General features: G+C 73.7%; 13 protein-coding genes. All 13 read right to left on the reverse strand.

Annotated elements, in window-relative coordinates:
- Positions 1 to 55: 55 nt before the first annotated feature.
- The 13 genes from BLW14_RS32975 to BLW14_RS33035 all read right to left on the reverse strand — a co-directional run bounded on the left by BLW14_RS32975 (position 56) and on the right by BLW14_RS33035 (position 14,222).
- Positions 56 to 877 carry an AfsR/SARP family transcriptional regulator gene (locus BLW14_RS32975; protein WP_093711026.1) on the reverse strand — a complete coding sequence of 274 codons (822 nt, stop codon included), beginning with the start codon at positions 875 to 877 and terminating at the stop codon, positions 56 to 58.
- Positions 878 to 1,122: 245 nt separating this feature from the next.
- Positions 1,123 to 1,980, reverse strand: coding sequence for a 4'-phosphopantetheinyl transferase family protein (locus BLW14_RS32980; RefSeq protein ID WP_093711027.1), 858 nt, complete (start codon positions 1,978 to 1,980; stop codon positions 1,123 to 1,125).
- Entirely contained in the window at positions 1,970 to 3,472 is a 1,503-nt protein-coding gene (locus BLW14_RS32985) for a beta-ketoacyl synthase N-terminal-like domain-containing protein (RefSeq protein WP_093711028.1), read from the reverse strand. Before BLW14_RS32985 ends, BLW14_RS32980 begins: the two co-directional genes overlap by 11 nt.
- Positions 3,473 to 3,493: 21 nt before the next feature.
- On the reverse strand, positions 3,494 to 4,195 hold the full coding sequence (locus BLW14_RS32990; RefSeq protein WP_093711029.1) for a phosphopantetheine-binding protein: 702 nt from the start codon (positions 4,193 to 4,195) through the stop codon (positions 3,494 to 3,496).
- Positions 4,196 to 4,333: 138 nt separating this feature from the next.
- Positions 4,334 to 5,119 (reverse strand): AfsR/SARP family transcriptional regulator, encoded by a 786-nt coding sequence (locus tag BLW14_RS32995; RefSeq protein ID WP_093711030.1) that lies wholly within the window; start codon positions 5,117 to 5,119, stop codon positions 4,334 to 4,336.
- Between the two features lie 151 nt (positions 5,120 to 5,270).
- Positions 5,271 to 6,866, reverse strand: coding sequence for an acyl-CoA carboxylase subunit beta (locus BLW14_RS33000; protein ID WP_093711031.1), 1,596 nt, complete (start codon positions 6,864 to 6,866; stop codon positions 5,271 to 5,273).
- Positions 6,867 to 6,902: 36 nt separating this feature from the next.
- Positions 6,903 to 7,100: an acyl-CoA carboxylase subunit epsilon gene (locus tag BLW14_RS33005; RefSeq protein WP_093711032.1), complete on the reverse strand. Its 198-nt coding sequence runs from the start codon at positions 7,098 to 7,100 to the stop codon at positions 6,903 to 6,905.
- A gap of 84 nt (positions 7,101 to 7,184) precedes the next feature.
- Positions 7,185 to 9,203 (reverse strand): condensation domain-containing protein, encoded by a 2,019-nt coding sequence (locus tag BLW14_RS33010; protein ID WP_093711033.1) that lies wholly within the window; start codon positions 9,201 to 9,203, stop codon positions 7,185 to 7,187.
- Complete coding sequence (locus BLW14_RS35645; protein WP_093711034.1) at positions 9,200 to 10,105, reverse strand: 4'-phosphopantetheinyl transferase family protein; 906 nt, start codon at positions 10,103 to 10,105, stop codon at positions 9,200 to 9,202. Before BLW14_RS35645 ends, BLW14_RS33010 begins: the two co-directional genes overlap by 4 nt.
- Before the next feature lie 7 nt (positions 10,106 to 10,112).
- A complete protein-coding gene (locus tag BLW14_RS33020; RefSeq protein ID WP_093711035.1) occupies positions 10,113 to 11,468 on the reverse strand; it encodes a hypothetical protein in 1,356 nt (451 codons plus the stop codon).
- 19 nt (positions 11,469 to 11,487) lie between these two features.
- Complete coding sequence (locus BLW14_RS33025) at positions 11,488 to 12,408, reverse strand: SRPBCC family protein (RefSeq protein WP_093711036.1); 921 nt, start codon at positions 12,406 to 12,408, stop codon at positions 11,488 to 11,490.
- Positions 12,409 to 12,505: 97 nt separating this feature from the next.
- Entirely contained in the window at positions 12,506 to 13,321 is an 816-nt protein-coding gene (locus BLW14_RS33030; protein WP_093711037.1) for an AfsR/SARP family transcriptional regulator, read from the reverse strand.
- 313 nt (positions 13,322 to 13,634) lie between these two features.
- The gene (locus BLW14_RS33035; protein ID WP_305616612.1) at positions 13,635 to 14,222 is read right to left on the reverse strand and encodes a ScbR family autoregulator-binding transcription factor; all 588 of its coding nucleotides are present in this window, start codon (positions 14,220 to 14,222) and stop codon (positions 13,635 to 13,637) included.
- Positions 14,223 to 14,524: the final 302 nt, after the last annotated feature.

The following is a 14,524-nucleotide window of genomic DNA, read 5'->3' on the forward strand; positions in this document are numbered from 1 at the left end:
ACGAGGCCCCACTCTCCGCTCCGGCACTCGAAGGGTCTTCGAGACGGAGTGGACGTCACGCGGCGAACAGATCGAACGTCGACGTGTGCCGCGGCCCCGCCAGTACGTCGAGCTGCGGGTCCACCGCCAGCATGGCCTGGTGCAGCCGCTGGAGCTGGGGCGAGGGCTCCACGCCCAGCTCCTCGATGAGCCGCATCCGCAGCCGCCGGTACGCCTCCAGCGCCGAGGCCTGCCGGCCCGAGCGGTAGAGGGCCACCATCAGCTGCGAGTGCAGGCCCTCGTGCTGCGGGTGGCGGGCCGTCAGCTCGGTCATCTCCGCGATGAGTTCCGCGTGCCGGCCGAGCCGCAGCTCGGAGTCCACGCGCCGCTCGATCGTCATGAGACGGCTCTCCTGGAGCCTGCGGACCTCGATGTCGAGGATCGGGCCGATCCGCACGTCCACGAGCGCCCCGCCCTGCCACAGGTCCAGCGCCGCCTTGAACCGGGCCGCCGCGACAGCGTTGTCCCCGGTCTCGAAGGCCACCTGCCCCTCACGGACCAGCCGCTCGTAATCGTGCACATCGACCGACTCCTCGGGGACCTGCAGCAGATACCCGCCGTGCCGGGTGGCGAGAACGTCCTTGGCCCGGCCGGGGGCATCCGTCCCCATGGCCGTGCCCAGCCGTCTGCGCAGCTGGAGGATGTACGTCTGCAGCGTGGTCAGGGCGCTCTGCGGCGGCGCCGTCGACCAGATCTCCTCCATCAAGGTCGGTACGGGCATGACGCGCCCGGGGTACAGGGCGAGCAGTGCCAGAATCTGCCGCGGTTTCCCCGCGGACGGAACGATGGATCCCCCGTCGACCTCGGCACTCAACGGACCCAGAACCTGAATCCTCACGGTCTCCTCCGTACTCGTCGAGTTCCTTGTCTCGCTTTCCTTCCGGTGGCCTGAATTCTGCCTCCGCTGCAGGCAAACTAGCGGGATTCTCGAACATTCAGTAAATTCCTCAAGCGCCTCTCTAGTGAATTCCGGGCCTCCGGCGCGCATTCGTTCGAAGACGTTACGGATCACGATGCACATGCAAAAAGAGGGCGACGCGGTTTGTTTTTCGCGCGGGAGAAATCGCTGCTCGTACGCGGTGTTCAGGCGGCCCGGCCGGCCGGGATACGCCCGCCGACGGGCGGCGGCAGAGCGAACTGCCGGGGCGCCGACCTGCTCCACGGGAAGCCGAGGTTGAGGTGGACGGCCGTCGCACCCTCCCCCGCCGGCACGGCCACGGCGACCAGCACCCCCGGCACGGGCTCCAGTTCGACGAACCGCCAGGGGCGGGCCTCGTCGTCGGCCGGCGGCGTGAAGGCGAGCACCCCGCGCTCGTCGTCCAGTGTGAACTCGAAGCTGTCGAACGGGATGCCGAGCCCCAGCCCGCGCGCCTTGGAGTACGCCTCCTTGAGCGTCCAGATCCGCAGCGCCCGCCGGTCCCGCTCACGGCCGGGGCCGGGTTCCTCCGCCCAGGCGCGCTCGGGCGCGGAGACGGCGTTGAGGATCGTGGCGACGGCCTGCTGGTCGCGGTCGTCGACCCGTTCGACGTCCACGCCGATCCGGGCCTGGCGCACGATGCCGAGCAGGTTGTAGCCGCCGGCGTGGGACAGGTTGAAGTCCAGCACCCCGTCGTCCTGCGAGAGCCGGTCGGTGGCGGGCCGCAGGAAGGGCCGGCCGCGCGCCGAGCGCCAGATGACGAGCTCGGACTCCGCGTGGCCCGCCTCCAGCGAGAGGGCACGCCGGACGAGGGTGTGCGCGACGAGGTACTGGAGCCGGTCGCGTTCGAACAGGAACTTGTTCGCGGTCCGCTGCTCCTTGGCGTCCAGCCAGTGCCCGGCGAGCAGCCTGGCCGTCTCGGGGTCGAGGCCGTCGTTGGGGCACAGCCACAGCGTCACCGGCGCTGACTGCGGAGCACTCTCCGCGTCCGGCCCGGCGTCCACGGCCTTCAGCTCAGCCGTCACGGCGTGCCTCCGGCCCGTCCTTCGGCCCGTCCTTCGGCCCGTCCTCGGGCAGCACGGCGCTCGTGGGCAGTTCGAGTACGGGGCCGGGCGGCCCGGTCCGGTCACCGGCCGGCACATCCGCGCCCGCCAGCCACAGGCGCGCCAGCTGCTCGAACCGCCGCCCGCGCCACAGGGCCGCGAGGTAGTCACGGGTCTCGGGCAGCCCGTCCGCCAGCAGCGGTTCGTCTGCCGCCCCGCGCAGGTCCGCGTCGCGCACCGGCCTGGGAGCCGACGCCGCGTCACCGTGCGCGAACGCGGCCAGCGACCCGGCCAGTTCCGCCGTGCCGTGGACCACGACGGCCAGCCGGCAGTCGTGGACCGCGCGCCCGAGCCGCAGCTCCCGCGCCACCGCGCCGGGCCCCGGCGCCTGTGCGCACGAGGTGAGCCAGTCCGCGAGGCGCCCGGCCGTGGCGGCCAGGTGCCGGGGCGTGGGGGCGGAGAGCAGCACCAGGTGCGGCCCGTCCTCCTCCCCGGGTCCCGGCGGGGCGGGCGGTGGCTCCCGCAGCGCCACGACGGCGTACGGTGCGTCGTCCTCGTACACCCCGGCCAGGGCGGTACGAGGCCCCGCGGGCCATGACTCGGGGCGCGCGCGTCCGGGTCCCGGGAGCAGGACGCCGTGGCGCAGCTGGAGGACGGCGCGTACGAGGGCGACCGCACCTGCCCCTTCCTCGTCCAGTACGGGGGCGGTGGCCGACGCCCGCCGCCGCAGCCGTTCGCGCAGGTCGGCGGAGGTGCCGCGGCCGGGATGCCCGGCGGCGCTCGCGGTGAGGACGGCGTGCACCCGGTCCCCGTCGGCGCGCGCGGCGGCCAGCGGCTTGAGGAGCAGGACGGCCGTGCCCCCGCCGCCGCCGGCGACCAGGGCGGCGGCGCACTCCCCGGTGCGCAGGGCGCCGAGCGCCTGGTGGACGGCGGTGAGGTACGAGGAGGGCCCGGTGTCGACGTTGTGGCCGGGACCGCTCAGGTCCAGCACGCGGGACAGCAGCGCCGCGGTGTGCGGGCGGGCGGCGGCCGTGAAGACGCCGACCGCGCGGTGCTCGCCGTCCGGCCCGGTCAGCGCGTCGAGCCGGGCCCCGGCGTGTCCGGCGCCCTCCAGCGCGTGCCAGACGCGGTGGAGCAGGAGCCGTTCGGCGGGGTGGAGGGCGTCCGCCTCGTCGGGGCCGATGCGCAGGGGCGCGGGGTCGAAGGCGTCGGCCTCGGTGCCTCCGGGCTCTTCGGGCGCCGCGCGCAGGGCCGCCTCCCAGAAGCCGGCCGTACCGGCGGCGGCCCCGGGAAAGGCGCAGTCGACGGCGACGACGGCGAACCCGTCGGCGGGGGGAGGCGGTTCCGCCTGCTCCGCCGCAACGGGCACCTCCGAAGCCGCGGGCGCCTGCCCGTTCCCCGTGAGCATCGCCAGGACCTGCTGCCGGTCCAGCGCACCGCTCTTGAAGCGCGTCAGGATTTCCCTGTTGTCCATGGGCTCAACGCGTCCTTCGCCTCAGGCGGTTCGGGTGTCGAGCAGTCCGGCCGCCTGGTCGACGCCGATCAGGCCGTCGCGGACCGCGTCGAGCAGGGCCTCGATCTCGGCCGTGGAGCGGGGCGCGGTGAAGGCCGCCGGGGCGGGCTCCCCGCTGCCGGCCGTGGCGGCGCGCTCCACGTATCCCGTCAGGGAGGCGAGGTCCGGGTAGGTGTAGAAGAGGGCGGACTGCTCCTTGAGGCCCCAGGTCCGGTTGATGCCCTCGACGAACTGCGCGGCGAGGATGGAGTCGAGCCCGAGCACGGTGAACGGGGCGGTGGCGTCGATCGCGTCGGGCGCGCAGCCCAGGATGCCGGCGAGCTGGCCGCGCAGGGCGTCGGGGACGGCGCCGGTGCCCGGCGGGGCCACCCGTACGACGGGGCGCGGCTGTTCGGGCACGACGGAGGCCGTCCCCTCCGCGCCGAGCCGGTCGGCCACATGCGCGGCCAGGGCCTGCGGCGTCGGGTAGCGGTACAGGGCGTCGGCGGGCACGGCGGTCCCGTAGCGGGCGTTCACCATGGCGAGGAACTGGGCGTTCAGCAGCGAGTCCATGCCCAGCGCCGCGAAGGTCCGCCCCGGGTCGACGGCGTGCGCCTCGACGTGCGAGAAACCCGCGAGGATCGCGGTGACCTCGGCGAGCACGTCGGCGACGGGTGTCTGCGGGAGATGGTGCGCGGCAGTCATGGTGGGCGTCTCCAAGTGTCGTGTCTCGGGTGGCCGTCCGCGCATTGTGCTGCCGGGGCCCGCGCCGCCGCATCGCCGTACGGGGTGAACCGGTTCCCGGGACCTCGCTCCTGGGAGGGAGCGGGGCCCCGGGCCCGGTCAGCCCGCGAGCAGCGAGACCCCCGGCAGTTCGGCGGCCGCGGCCTGCACGGAATGCTGGAGCCGCTGGAGCCGGGGCGAGGGTTCGAGGCCCTGGTCGCGCAGGAGCGTGGTGCGCAGCCGTGCGTACGCCTGGAGCGCTTCGCCGCGCCGGCCGGAGCGGGCGAGGGCCACCATGAACTGGGCGTGGAGGTTCTCGTGGGCGGGGTGGCGGCTGGTCAGGACGGTGAGTTCGGCGAGCAGTTCGCGGTGGCGGCCCAGGTGCAGGTCGGCCTCGATGCGCTGGTCGAGCGCGCACAGCCGGCTCTCCTCCAGGCGCCGGACCTCGGTGCGCAGGAGCGGGCCGTGCTGGACGTCGGCGAGCGCGGTGCCGCTCCACAGCGCCAGCGCCTCGCCGAGGCGGCCGGCCGCCTCGGCGAAGGACTCGGCGTCCATGGCCCGGTACCCCTCCCCCACCAGCCGCTCGAACCTGCGTACGTCGCTGTCGGCGCCGGAGACGAGCAGGTAGCCGCCGGGCAGGGTCATCAGGACGTCCTTGGCGTCGCCCTGTTCGCCGAGGGCCCGGCCGATGCACTCGCGCAGTTGCAGCACATAGGTCTGCAGCGTCGTGCGGGCGCTGCGGGGCGGGTTGTCGCCCCACAGCTCCTCGATCAGGTCGGTGACCGGTACGACGCGGTCGGCGTTGAGCGCCAGCAGGGCCAGCACCTGGCGCGGTTTGGGCGCGGTGGGGGTGATGGACACCCCGTTCTCCCGCACGGCAAGCGCTCCGAGTACGTCGATGTCCAACGCCGTCTCCCTCACGTCCTCGGGTCCGTGCCCCGGCCCGACATCAAAACAGCACAAGCGGTCTGCAAAGAGCGTACCGGTCGTGCTGTTTTCTGTCAGCGCATCGAGATCACGGAACGGATCACATGAGGGAGACGGCAGGGGACACGGACTACTGCGGGGGGTTGCCGTGCTTGCGGGACGGCAGGTCGGCGTGCTTGGAGTGCAGCATGGCCAGCGACCTGACGAGCACCGAGCGGGTCTCGGCGGGGTCGATGACGTCGTCGACGAGCCCGCGCTCGGCGGCGTAGTAGGGGTGCATCAGCTCGGTCTTGTACTCCTTGACCATGCGGGCGCGCATGGCCTCGGGGTCCTCGGCCTCCGCGATCTGCCGGCGGAAGATGACGTTGGCGGCGCCCTCGGCGCCCATGACCGCGATCTCGTTGGTGGGCCAGGCGTACGTCAGGTCCGCGCCGATCGACTGCGAGTCCATGACGATGTACGCGCCGCCGTAGGCCTTGCGCAGGATCAGCGAGATGCGCGGCACGGTCGCGTTGCAGTACGCGTACAGCAGCTTCGCGCCGTGCCGGATGATGCCGCCGTGCTCCTGGTCCACGCCGGGCAGGAAGCCGGGCACGTCCAGCAGCGTCACGATGGGGATGTTGAAGGCGTCGCAGAGCTGGACGAAGCGGGCGGCCTTCTCGGACGCCTCGATGTCCAGCACCCCGGCGAGCGACTGCGGCTGGTTGGCGACGATGCCGACGACCTCACCGCCCACCCGGGCCAGGGCGCAGATGATGTTGCGCGCCCAGTGCTCGTGGACCTCCAGGTACTCGCCGTCGTCGACCAGTTCCTCGATGACCTTCGCCATGTCGTACGGACGGTTGCCGTCCACCGGGACCAGGTCGAGCAGGGTGTCCGAGCGGCGGTCGACCGGGTCGGCGGTCGGTGCCTTCGGCGGGTTCTCGCGGTTGTTCTGCGGGAGCATCGACAGCAGGTAGCGGACCTCGGCGATGCAGGTCTCCTCGTCGTCGTACGCGAAGTGCGCGACGCCCGAGGTGCCCGCGTGGACGTCGGCGCCGCCGAGTCCGTTCTGTGTGATCTCCTCGCCGGTCACCGCCTTCACCACGTCCGGCCCGGTGATGAACATCTGCGAGGTCTCACGGACCATGAACACGAAGTCCGTCAGCGCCGGCGAGTACGCCGCACCGCCCGCGCACGGGCCGAGCATCACGCTGATCTGCGGAATCACCCCGGACGCCTTGGTGTTGCGCTGGAAGATCCCGCCGTACCCGGCGAGCGCCGAGACGCCCTCCTGGATACGGGCGCCCGCGCCGTCGTTCAGCGACACCAGCGGCGCACCGGCCGAGATGGCCATGTCCATGATCTTGTGGATCTTCGTGGCGTGGGCCTCGCCCAGCGCCCCGCCGAAGATCCGGAAGTCGTGCGCGTACACGAAGACCGTCCGGCCCTCGACCGTCCCCCAGCCGGTGATCACACCGTCGGTGTACGGCTTCTTCGCCTCCAGGCCGAAACCCGTCGCCCGGTGCCGGCGAAGCTGTTCCACTTCGTTGAACGACCCCGGATCGAAGAGCAGCTCGATGCGCTCGCGCGCAGTCAGCTTGCCCTTGGCGTGCTGCGCCTCGGTCGCCTTGGGGTTCGGTCCCCGCTCCGCCGCCGCACGGATCCCGTGCAGCTCCGCCACCCGGCCGCGGATGTCGGCCGGTTCGAGCTGGTCGGTCGTGGGGGCGATGGTGGTCATCGACATGTCGTCAGATCCCTTCCTGGGACGCGGGTCGCCGCGTCATTGCCAGCTGCGCGGAGCTCGGTAGGCAGGCTGTCGGCTCCACCGCTTGGAACCGCCGGCCGGGTCGCCCTCCGGCTGCTCCCCGGCGCCCGCCCGCAGCGCGAGCAGCACCACCGTGAGCGCGGCCAGCTCCTCCTCGGTGGCCCGTCCGCGCTCGATGCGCAGCGCGGGCTCTGCCAGGCCCGAATCACCCATGCCCCACCTCCAGCGTTTCCGCCACGGTCGGACACGGCGCTAAAGAACCGCTCCTGCTCCGCTGGAGAAACGCTCAGCAGCAGCTCAAAGGCTCTTGGCCCGCACGGACTCCAGCCCCGTGGCGAGCGCCCTGGCGCAGTCCGGACCGCTGCCGACACCGGTCATGACGACGGCCGCGACCGTGTTGTCGCGGGCCGCGCCCGCGATCTCGTACGCGGCCGTGCCGCCCGGCCCTGCCCCGCACAGCACGAGCCGCCGTTCGCACGCGAGCAGCCGCAGCAGCGCGGAGGCGGGCGGCTCCCCGGCCCGCGTCACCCGCAGGCCGAGGATGCGTTCGGGCCCCGGGTGGTCCCGCACCAGCGCCTCGTACGCGCCCGGGGGCACGCCCGGTGTCGCGACCAGCACGATGGTGTCCGCGGCGGGGTCACCGGCGCGCAGCACCGACACGTCCGGCCCCTCCGGCTCGGGCGGCCGGGGCAGCACACGGGGCACTTCGAAGCCCTGGAGGAGTTCGAGGACATGGCCCACCGTGGACTGCGGATCGCGGTGGTCGGGCAGCGAACGCAGCAGTCGTACGCAGTGCGAGAGCAGCGCGGAGGCGTCCACGTCGCCCAGACAGCGCCGGTCGTACATCGCGGTCAGGGTCAGCCCGCCGTCCGCGTCGTGCCGGGCCGCCAGCGCGAGCGGCAGCCCGGGGTGGGCGCTGATGCTGCGGGGGGCGTCGACCTCGATGCCCTGGCCGCGCAGCTCGGCGAGCAGCGCCTCGGGCAGCTCCGGGCGGCTGTCGAACTCGACGCCGGTCGCGAAGAGTTCCGCGTCCGGGTCCCGGCCGCTCCACACCCGGACCCGGTCGGCCGGCACCCAGGCGTGCCCGGACAGGTCGAGCGCGGCGTCCCTGGCCTGCTCCAGGAGACCGGTCAGCGGGTCCGCCGGGTCCACGGTCACCGTCATCGGCAGCGGGTTGCCCAGCAGCCCCGGAATGCCCCCGGCCCCCTCCATCGGCACATCCCGCCCCGAAAGGTGCACGCCGAAACTGACCGGGGCGGGCCCGGTCGCGTCCACCGCCCGGTACAGCAGCAGCGCCCACACGGCGTGCAGGGCGCTGGACTCCCCCGCCCCGCGCATCGCGGCCCAGGTCCGCAGCCGGGCGGTCTGCGGCGGCCGCAGCCGGCGCTGGACCCGGCCCGAGCCGGTGTGCCCGGTCGGGGCGCCGCCGGACAGGCCGGGGCGGACGATCGCCTCCGGCGGCGGGGCGGCCGTGGACCAGTAGGCCCGGGCGGCCCCGGTGTGCTGGCGGGCCAGCCACAGGGCGTGGTCGCGCACGTCGGGGCGCCGGTCGCCGCCGGGCAGGACGCCGCCACGCGCGTACGCCCGGTAGAACTCGCGCAGCAGCAGATGGACGCCGCGCTCGTCGAGCAGCGCCCGGTGGTACGTCAGCAGGACGCGGGTCGGACCGCGTTCGCCGCCGGGGCCCGGCCGGCCGTCGAGGAGCGTCACGCGCAGCAGGCCCGGCCGGTGCGGGGCGAAGCTGCGCAGGCGGTCGCGCTCGACGAGGTCGCTCCAGGAGACGGCGGCGTGTTCGAGATGGGCGATCTCGATCTCGGCCCACTCGTGCAGCACGAGCCGGGGCAGGTGCGTCCAGTCGAACGAGGCGCGCAGCACGGTCTCGCGGTCGGCGACGGACAGCCAGGCGTCGGCGAGCCGGGCGGTGTCGAGCGGCCCCGCCCAGTTCCAGGCGAGCTGCCCGACGTGCCCGTCCGCCGGGTCGCGGACCGCCGCCCGGATCAGGTCGCGCTGGTGGCCGGCGGCGGTGACCGTGTCACGCGCCCCGGCCGCCAGCGCCAGTACGTCGGCGAGGACCGCGGCCCCCGGGCGGGCCGGGGGGCCGTGCGCCTGGGCGATGCGCAGGATGTGGCGGCCGGCCCCGGGGTCGTCGGAGGTGACCGTCCAGGCGCGGTGGCGCTGGGTCACCCGGGCCGCCACGGACTCGGCGCGGCCGGGGTCGAGCGGCCCGCACAGCTCCAGCTCGAAGGGCAGGCCGGAGGCGGCGGGCACCGGCTGGTGGACCACCGCGAGCACGAGTTCCGCCGGGCCTTCCATCATCGGGCACCCGGGCTTTCCGGCCCCGGCCCGGGAGCGCCCCCGGCGGACGGGGCCGCGTGGTGGTCCGGGTTGCCCGGACCGGTGGGCGGCGCGGGGTGCCAGTCGGGGGCGCCGGGGTCGGGCAGCGGGGCCCCGGCGGCGCGCGGCGCGCGGTGGTGGGCGACGCTCGCCAGGTACCGGCCCTGCACGACGTGGGTCGCGAAGTCCCAGTCCCCGGGCTCGTCGCCGGTCAGCACCGTACGCCCCCGCTCGTCCCGGCCGAAGGCGATCGTGGCGAAGCGGCGGCGCAGACCGTGCCCGAGCGCCTTGGTGTACGCCTCCTTCAGGGTCCACAGGTTGAGCAGGCGCAGCGCCCGCTCCGCCTCGGGCAGGACGGCGAGCGCCTCGCCCTCCTCGGGGGTGCAGACGTGGTCGCGCAGCAGCTCGAAGGAGACCGGGCGCGAGAGGGGTTCGACGTCCACACCGACCGGGCCGGTGGCGCTGACGCCGACGAGGATCAGGTCGTCGGTGTGGGCGAGGCTCACGTCCAGCTCCTCGCCCAGGCCGCGTAACCGGGGCCGCCCGCCCGGGCTGTGGGCCAGGTCCAGGGAGCGCGGCGGGACCTGGAGCACGGCCGCCGCGGTGTACCGCATCACCATCCGCGAGACGGCGAACCGGAAGCGGCCCGCCGGGGTCGGGGTGTGCAGGTAGCGCTGCCGTTCCCGGCCCAGCACGAGCCGCAGTTCCGGGTCGAGGAGGGCAGCGGTCAGCCACTCGCCCCATGTGGTGTGCACCAGGACGGGCCGCCCGCTCTCCAGTACCTCGCGCACCGGTTCCCACGGCCCGTCGGGGCCGGCCACATGGAGCGGCGCCGGAAACTCCGGGGCCGCGTCCACGGTCTGTACGCCGTCGTCACGGTTCACGGCCCGCTCACCACAGCATTCTCGTGGCGTACACGTCGACGTCGACGTGGTGGCGGACGCGGTGGGCGACCACGGCCCACACGTCGTCGCGGGGGTCGGTGAGACCGGGCGGCAGCGGCACGCCGAGCCGTTGGGTGGCCCGGGCGAGGGCCAGCAGCGCCCAGTCCGGTGCCCCGAGGTACGCGCCGGGGACCGCGGTGGCGGCCTCCCGCACCCCGAGCACGGCGGCGGCCAGCAGGAGCAGCGCCCTGCGGTCGGCCAGCGCCCGCACCGCGGGGTCGGCCGGGTCGGCGTGCGCGGCCCGGAGCAACGGAATCCGCAGCGTGCGCAGTTCGGTGTTGAGCCGCCGTGCGGTACGGGCCAGCGCCACCTGCGCGGGCGGACCCGCGACGTGGATCCCGGCGGCGGCCTCCGGCAGCGCGGCCGCCAGCGCCTCCGCGCACCCGGAGGCCGGCAGGCCCTCGCCGAGGGGCCGCCCGAGCCGGAACAGCGGGTGGCCCGGTGCGCTCCCGGCCCGGAGCGGCGGGGCGTCTTCCGGGGTGTCCCGCGCGCGGACGAGGCGGGCCTGGTCCACGGTCGCGGCGACCCAGTCGAGCCCGGCGGGCGTCAGGTCATCCGCGATCCGGGCGAGGGCCCGGGCCTGCGGGCTCGCCGGCCCGCACCCGGTCTCGTGCAGGACGAGGTCGAGGGCGCTGCGCACATCGGCGACCAGCTGCGGCACGGCGTACCCGACGGCGGCGGTCAGCGCGGGCGCGGTGCCGCCGGACGCGTCGAGGGAGCGCAGCGCGACGGCCACCAGGCTCTCGCAGGCCAGCAGGTCCGCGAAGCACTCGGCGAGCGTGCCGTGCCACTGGCGTACGGCCGGTTCGTGGCGGCCGCGGGCGTCCACCACCCGTACGGCCTCGCGCAGCACACCGCCGGTGACCGCGGTCAGCGCGGCCGGTGCCAGCAGCGCGGCCAGCTCCACGGCCCGGGGCGGCGCGCAGCCGGAACCGTCGTCCGCGACGAGCAGCGGACGTACGCCCCAGGCCTGACCGAGCGCCAGGTCCCGGCGGAACAGCGGCCGCAGCGCCCGGGCCAGCTCCTCACCGCTCGTGAAGTGCCCGCCGGCCGCCGGGGGCACGAACTCCTCGCGCAGCCCGTCGGGAACCGGCAGGTCATCGAGAGCGCCGCGGTCCGCGCGGCAGTAGGGGTTGTCGGCGTCGTCGGGGTCGCCGAGGAGCGCGTCGAGCCGCAGGGCCCGCGCCGCGGCGTCGGCCGTCGGCGGCAGCTCGGCGTACGCGCGCGAAGCGGCCCGCGGTGGTCTCCCCGGCACGGAGGGGGAGCCCGGGGCCGCGACGGGGGCCGGCCGGGTGAGGGTCATCGAAGCCTCCTGATCGTGGTCATCGCAGGCGGCGGACGGCGCTCTCCGCATGCCACTTGGCCAGGCCCAGCGCCTCGGTGCTCGCCCGGCCCAGCCACGTACGCACGTGATGCCGGGCGTCCGCGCCGGCGGTACGCCCGTCCGGGGCCGGGCCGACGGCGTCCTCCCTGAGCATCACCTGATGGGTGGAGACGACCCGCACCCCGGACTCGTCGGGCAGCAGCGCCCATTCCCCGCTGTGCGAGGCGATCGGATCGGGGGTGAGCGTCTCCTTGTAGACGATGCGCCCGGCATGCGGGAAGCAGAGCCGGACGCTCTCCACGGTGACGGTCTCGCCGGTGTCCTCGGCGCAGGTGTCCATGGCGGCGAGCTGCACACCCGGCTGGTCCTCGCGGACGAGGGTCCACTCCACGTGCGGGATCAGCTCGACCCAGTCCTCCATGCGGTAGAGGAAGTCGTAGACGAGTTCGCTGGGCCCCTCGACGTGCACGCTGTCCTCGAAGCCGACGAGGAGTTCGTCCAGCCGCTCCCAGCGCTCGGCCATCTCCCTGACCTGGTCCAGCAGGGCGGGCACCACGTCCGGGGCGTCGTCGCCGTCCCGGCTCAGCGTGAGCGCCGAGCGGGTGTCGCCGTCGGATTCCACGCTCCAGCGCCCCGTGACCGGCGCGTTCGCCCGGTCCCCGGAGCGCTGCTCGAAGTCGATGGTCCGGGCGGGCGGGTCGAGGGTGCGCCGGACGTGCGAGGAGCGGACCCGGTCGTCGACCAGGTCCCAGACGCGCAGCTGTTCGACGGTGCCGTCGAAGTCGATGCGCTCGACGTGCAGGTGGGAGGTCAGGAAGAGCGGCCAGCGCACGGCGTCGGCGAGCATCCCGTAGACGACGCCTGCCGGGGCTGCCACGGACATGGTGCGCCGGGTCGAGTGCCCTCGCTCAGCCGACATGGCTGCCCTCCTCCTGATGGCCCCCAGGCTGCGGCGCGATTCCGGAGAAGCCCTTGAGCGCCGCCTGAGCCGGGCACCGGCGCGGTGCCCGGCCCGGTCAGCCGATCTCGGCGAGCCGGACTCCGCCGGTCCCCGTGACGCCCTCGGGGCGTGCCATGAGGATGGAGCGCTGCAACTTGGCCAGCGCGGGCGAGGGTTCGAGCCCCAGGGTGCGCACCAGGGTGGACCGCAGCCGCTGGTAGGCGTCCAGCGCCTCTCCGCGCCGCCCGGAGCGGTAGAGGGCCAGCATGTACTGGCCGCACAGGCTCTCGTGGGTGGAGTACCTGCTGAGCAGGACGGTGAGTTCGGAGAGCAGTTCGCGGTGGCGGCCCAGTCTGAGGTCGGCCTCGATGCGCTGGTCGAGCGCGCACAGCCGGCTCTCCTCCAGCCGCTTGATCTGGGTGTCCAGGTGGGGGCCGGTGTGTACGTCGGCCAGTGCCGGGCCGGTCCACAGGGCGAGGGCCTCCCGCAGCAGCCGAGCGCCCTCGGGGTAGTCCTCGGCGTCCATGGCCCGGTATCCCCGGCCGGCCAGACGCTCGAACTCCCGGACGTCGTGGGTGCCTTCGCCGCCCTTGAGTAAATAGCCCCCGGGGACGGTGAGCAGGACGTCCTTGGCGGTTCGGGTGTCGTCGCCGTCCTGTTCGAGCGCGACGGTGATCAGTTCGCGCAGCTGCAGGATGTAGGTCTGCAGGGTGGGGCGGGCGCTGCGGGGCGGCTCGCTCCCCCACAGCTCCTCGGTGAGGGTGCCCACGGGCACCACCTCGTCGGCGTGCAGCGCCAGCAGGGCGAGCACCTGCCGGGGCTTGGGCGCGGTCGGTGTGATCGATGTGCCCTTTTCCCGCACGGCAAGCGTGCCGAGTACGTCGATGTCCACGCCGTCTCCCCGTCATCTCCCGGCCGTCTCGGACGGCCCGGAACTGTTGCTGACGCATCGATTTAAAAACAGCACAGGCGGTATGTCAATACCAAACCGATCCACCTGTTTCCTCTCGTGCGCGGCCCCAGCGATCCTCCAGGGGAGGGCTCAACTTGCCGCGAAAACTAGCAAAAACGGGCAAAACAGAGGTCAATGAGCCCGTCGTGGGGCACAGATGACACCCAGGCAAACAAACCATGTGGACTGTTTTACGAGGTCGCAGCGGCCGGCACCCTGTACGGAAGTGCGCAGGACAGGGCCCGTACGCCCGCTACTCGGCGGGACTGAGCCGCGGCAGCGCGAACGACCAGAGCTGTGACACCCGTTCCGCGGACTGCCAGTACCGGTCGGTCGCGCCGAGGGTCTCCAGGCCGAGTGTCGCCGCGACCACGACCACCGCCGCGTCCTCGGCCGATACGTCCTCGGCCAGTTCACCGTTCCTGCGCGCCTGGACAAGAGCGTTGCGCACCCACTCGTACCACCAGTCGTGCAGCTTGGCCTCGCTCTTGCGTGAGGGGTCGGCGCCCAGCCGGAAGCCCGCGCGCACGACCGGGTCGTCGGCGACGGCGTCCATCAGCCGGCAGACCGTGGCGACGAGCGCCTGGAGCCGGCCGCCCTTCGCGGCCCTCGCGCTCTCCTCGGTCAGCACCAGCGCGGATTCGGCGGCGGCGCTCTCCACCGCGGAGGCCAGCGCCTCCTTGTTGGGGAAGTGGAAGTGGAGGGCACCCGAACTCACCCCGGCCCGGCTGCTGATCGCCGGCAGCGTCGCCATCGCGTACCCGTCGGTGCCGAAGACCTCCGCGGCAGCCGAAATGAGGGCTTGACGAGTCACAGCCGCTCGCGCCTGCTTGACCATCATGTCCTCCTCCGGGCGGGCGAGTTCTCCGGCCTTCAGCCGTCCGATTCACCCAGGATTCTCCGTACTGACTCGTGCATACCTTAGCAAACCGCACGGCTGGTTGGTTTACTGCCGCGACGTGCGATCCACCGGTTTCAGCTGATCATTTTGCATGCGGCCGGGCAGCACGGGCGGCCGGCCCAAGGAAACAGTTGGTTTCTCCAGCCGTTCTCCCGGAGGAATGCACTCCGAACCGGCAAAGGAAACCGTCCGAAAGGTTTTTTTCCATGGTCGCGCGGGCGCTCGCGCGCGAGGCCATGGAA

This window comes from Streptomyces sp. 2131.1, from assembly GCF_900105515.1.
GTDB lineage: Bacteria > Actinomycetota > Actinomycetes > Streptomycetales > Streptomycetaceae > Streptomyces > Streptomyces drozdowiczii.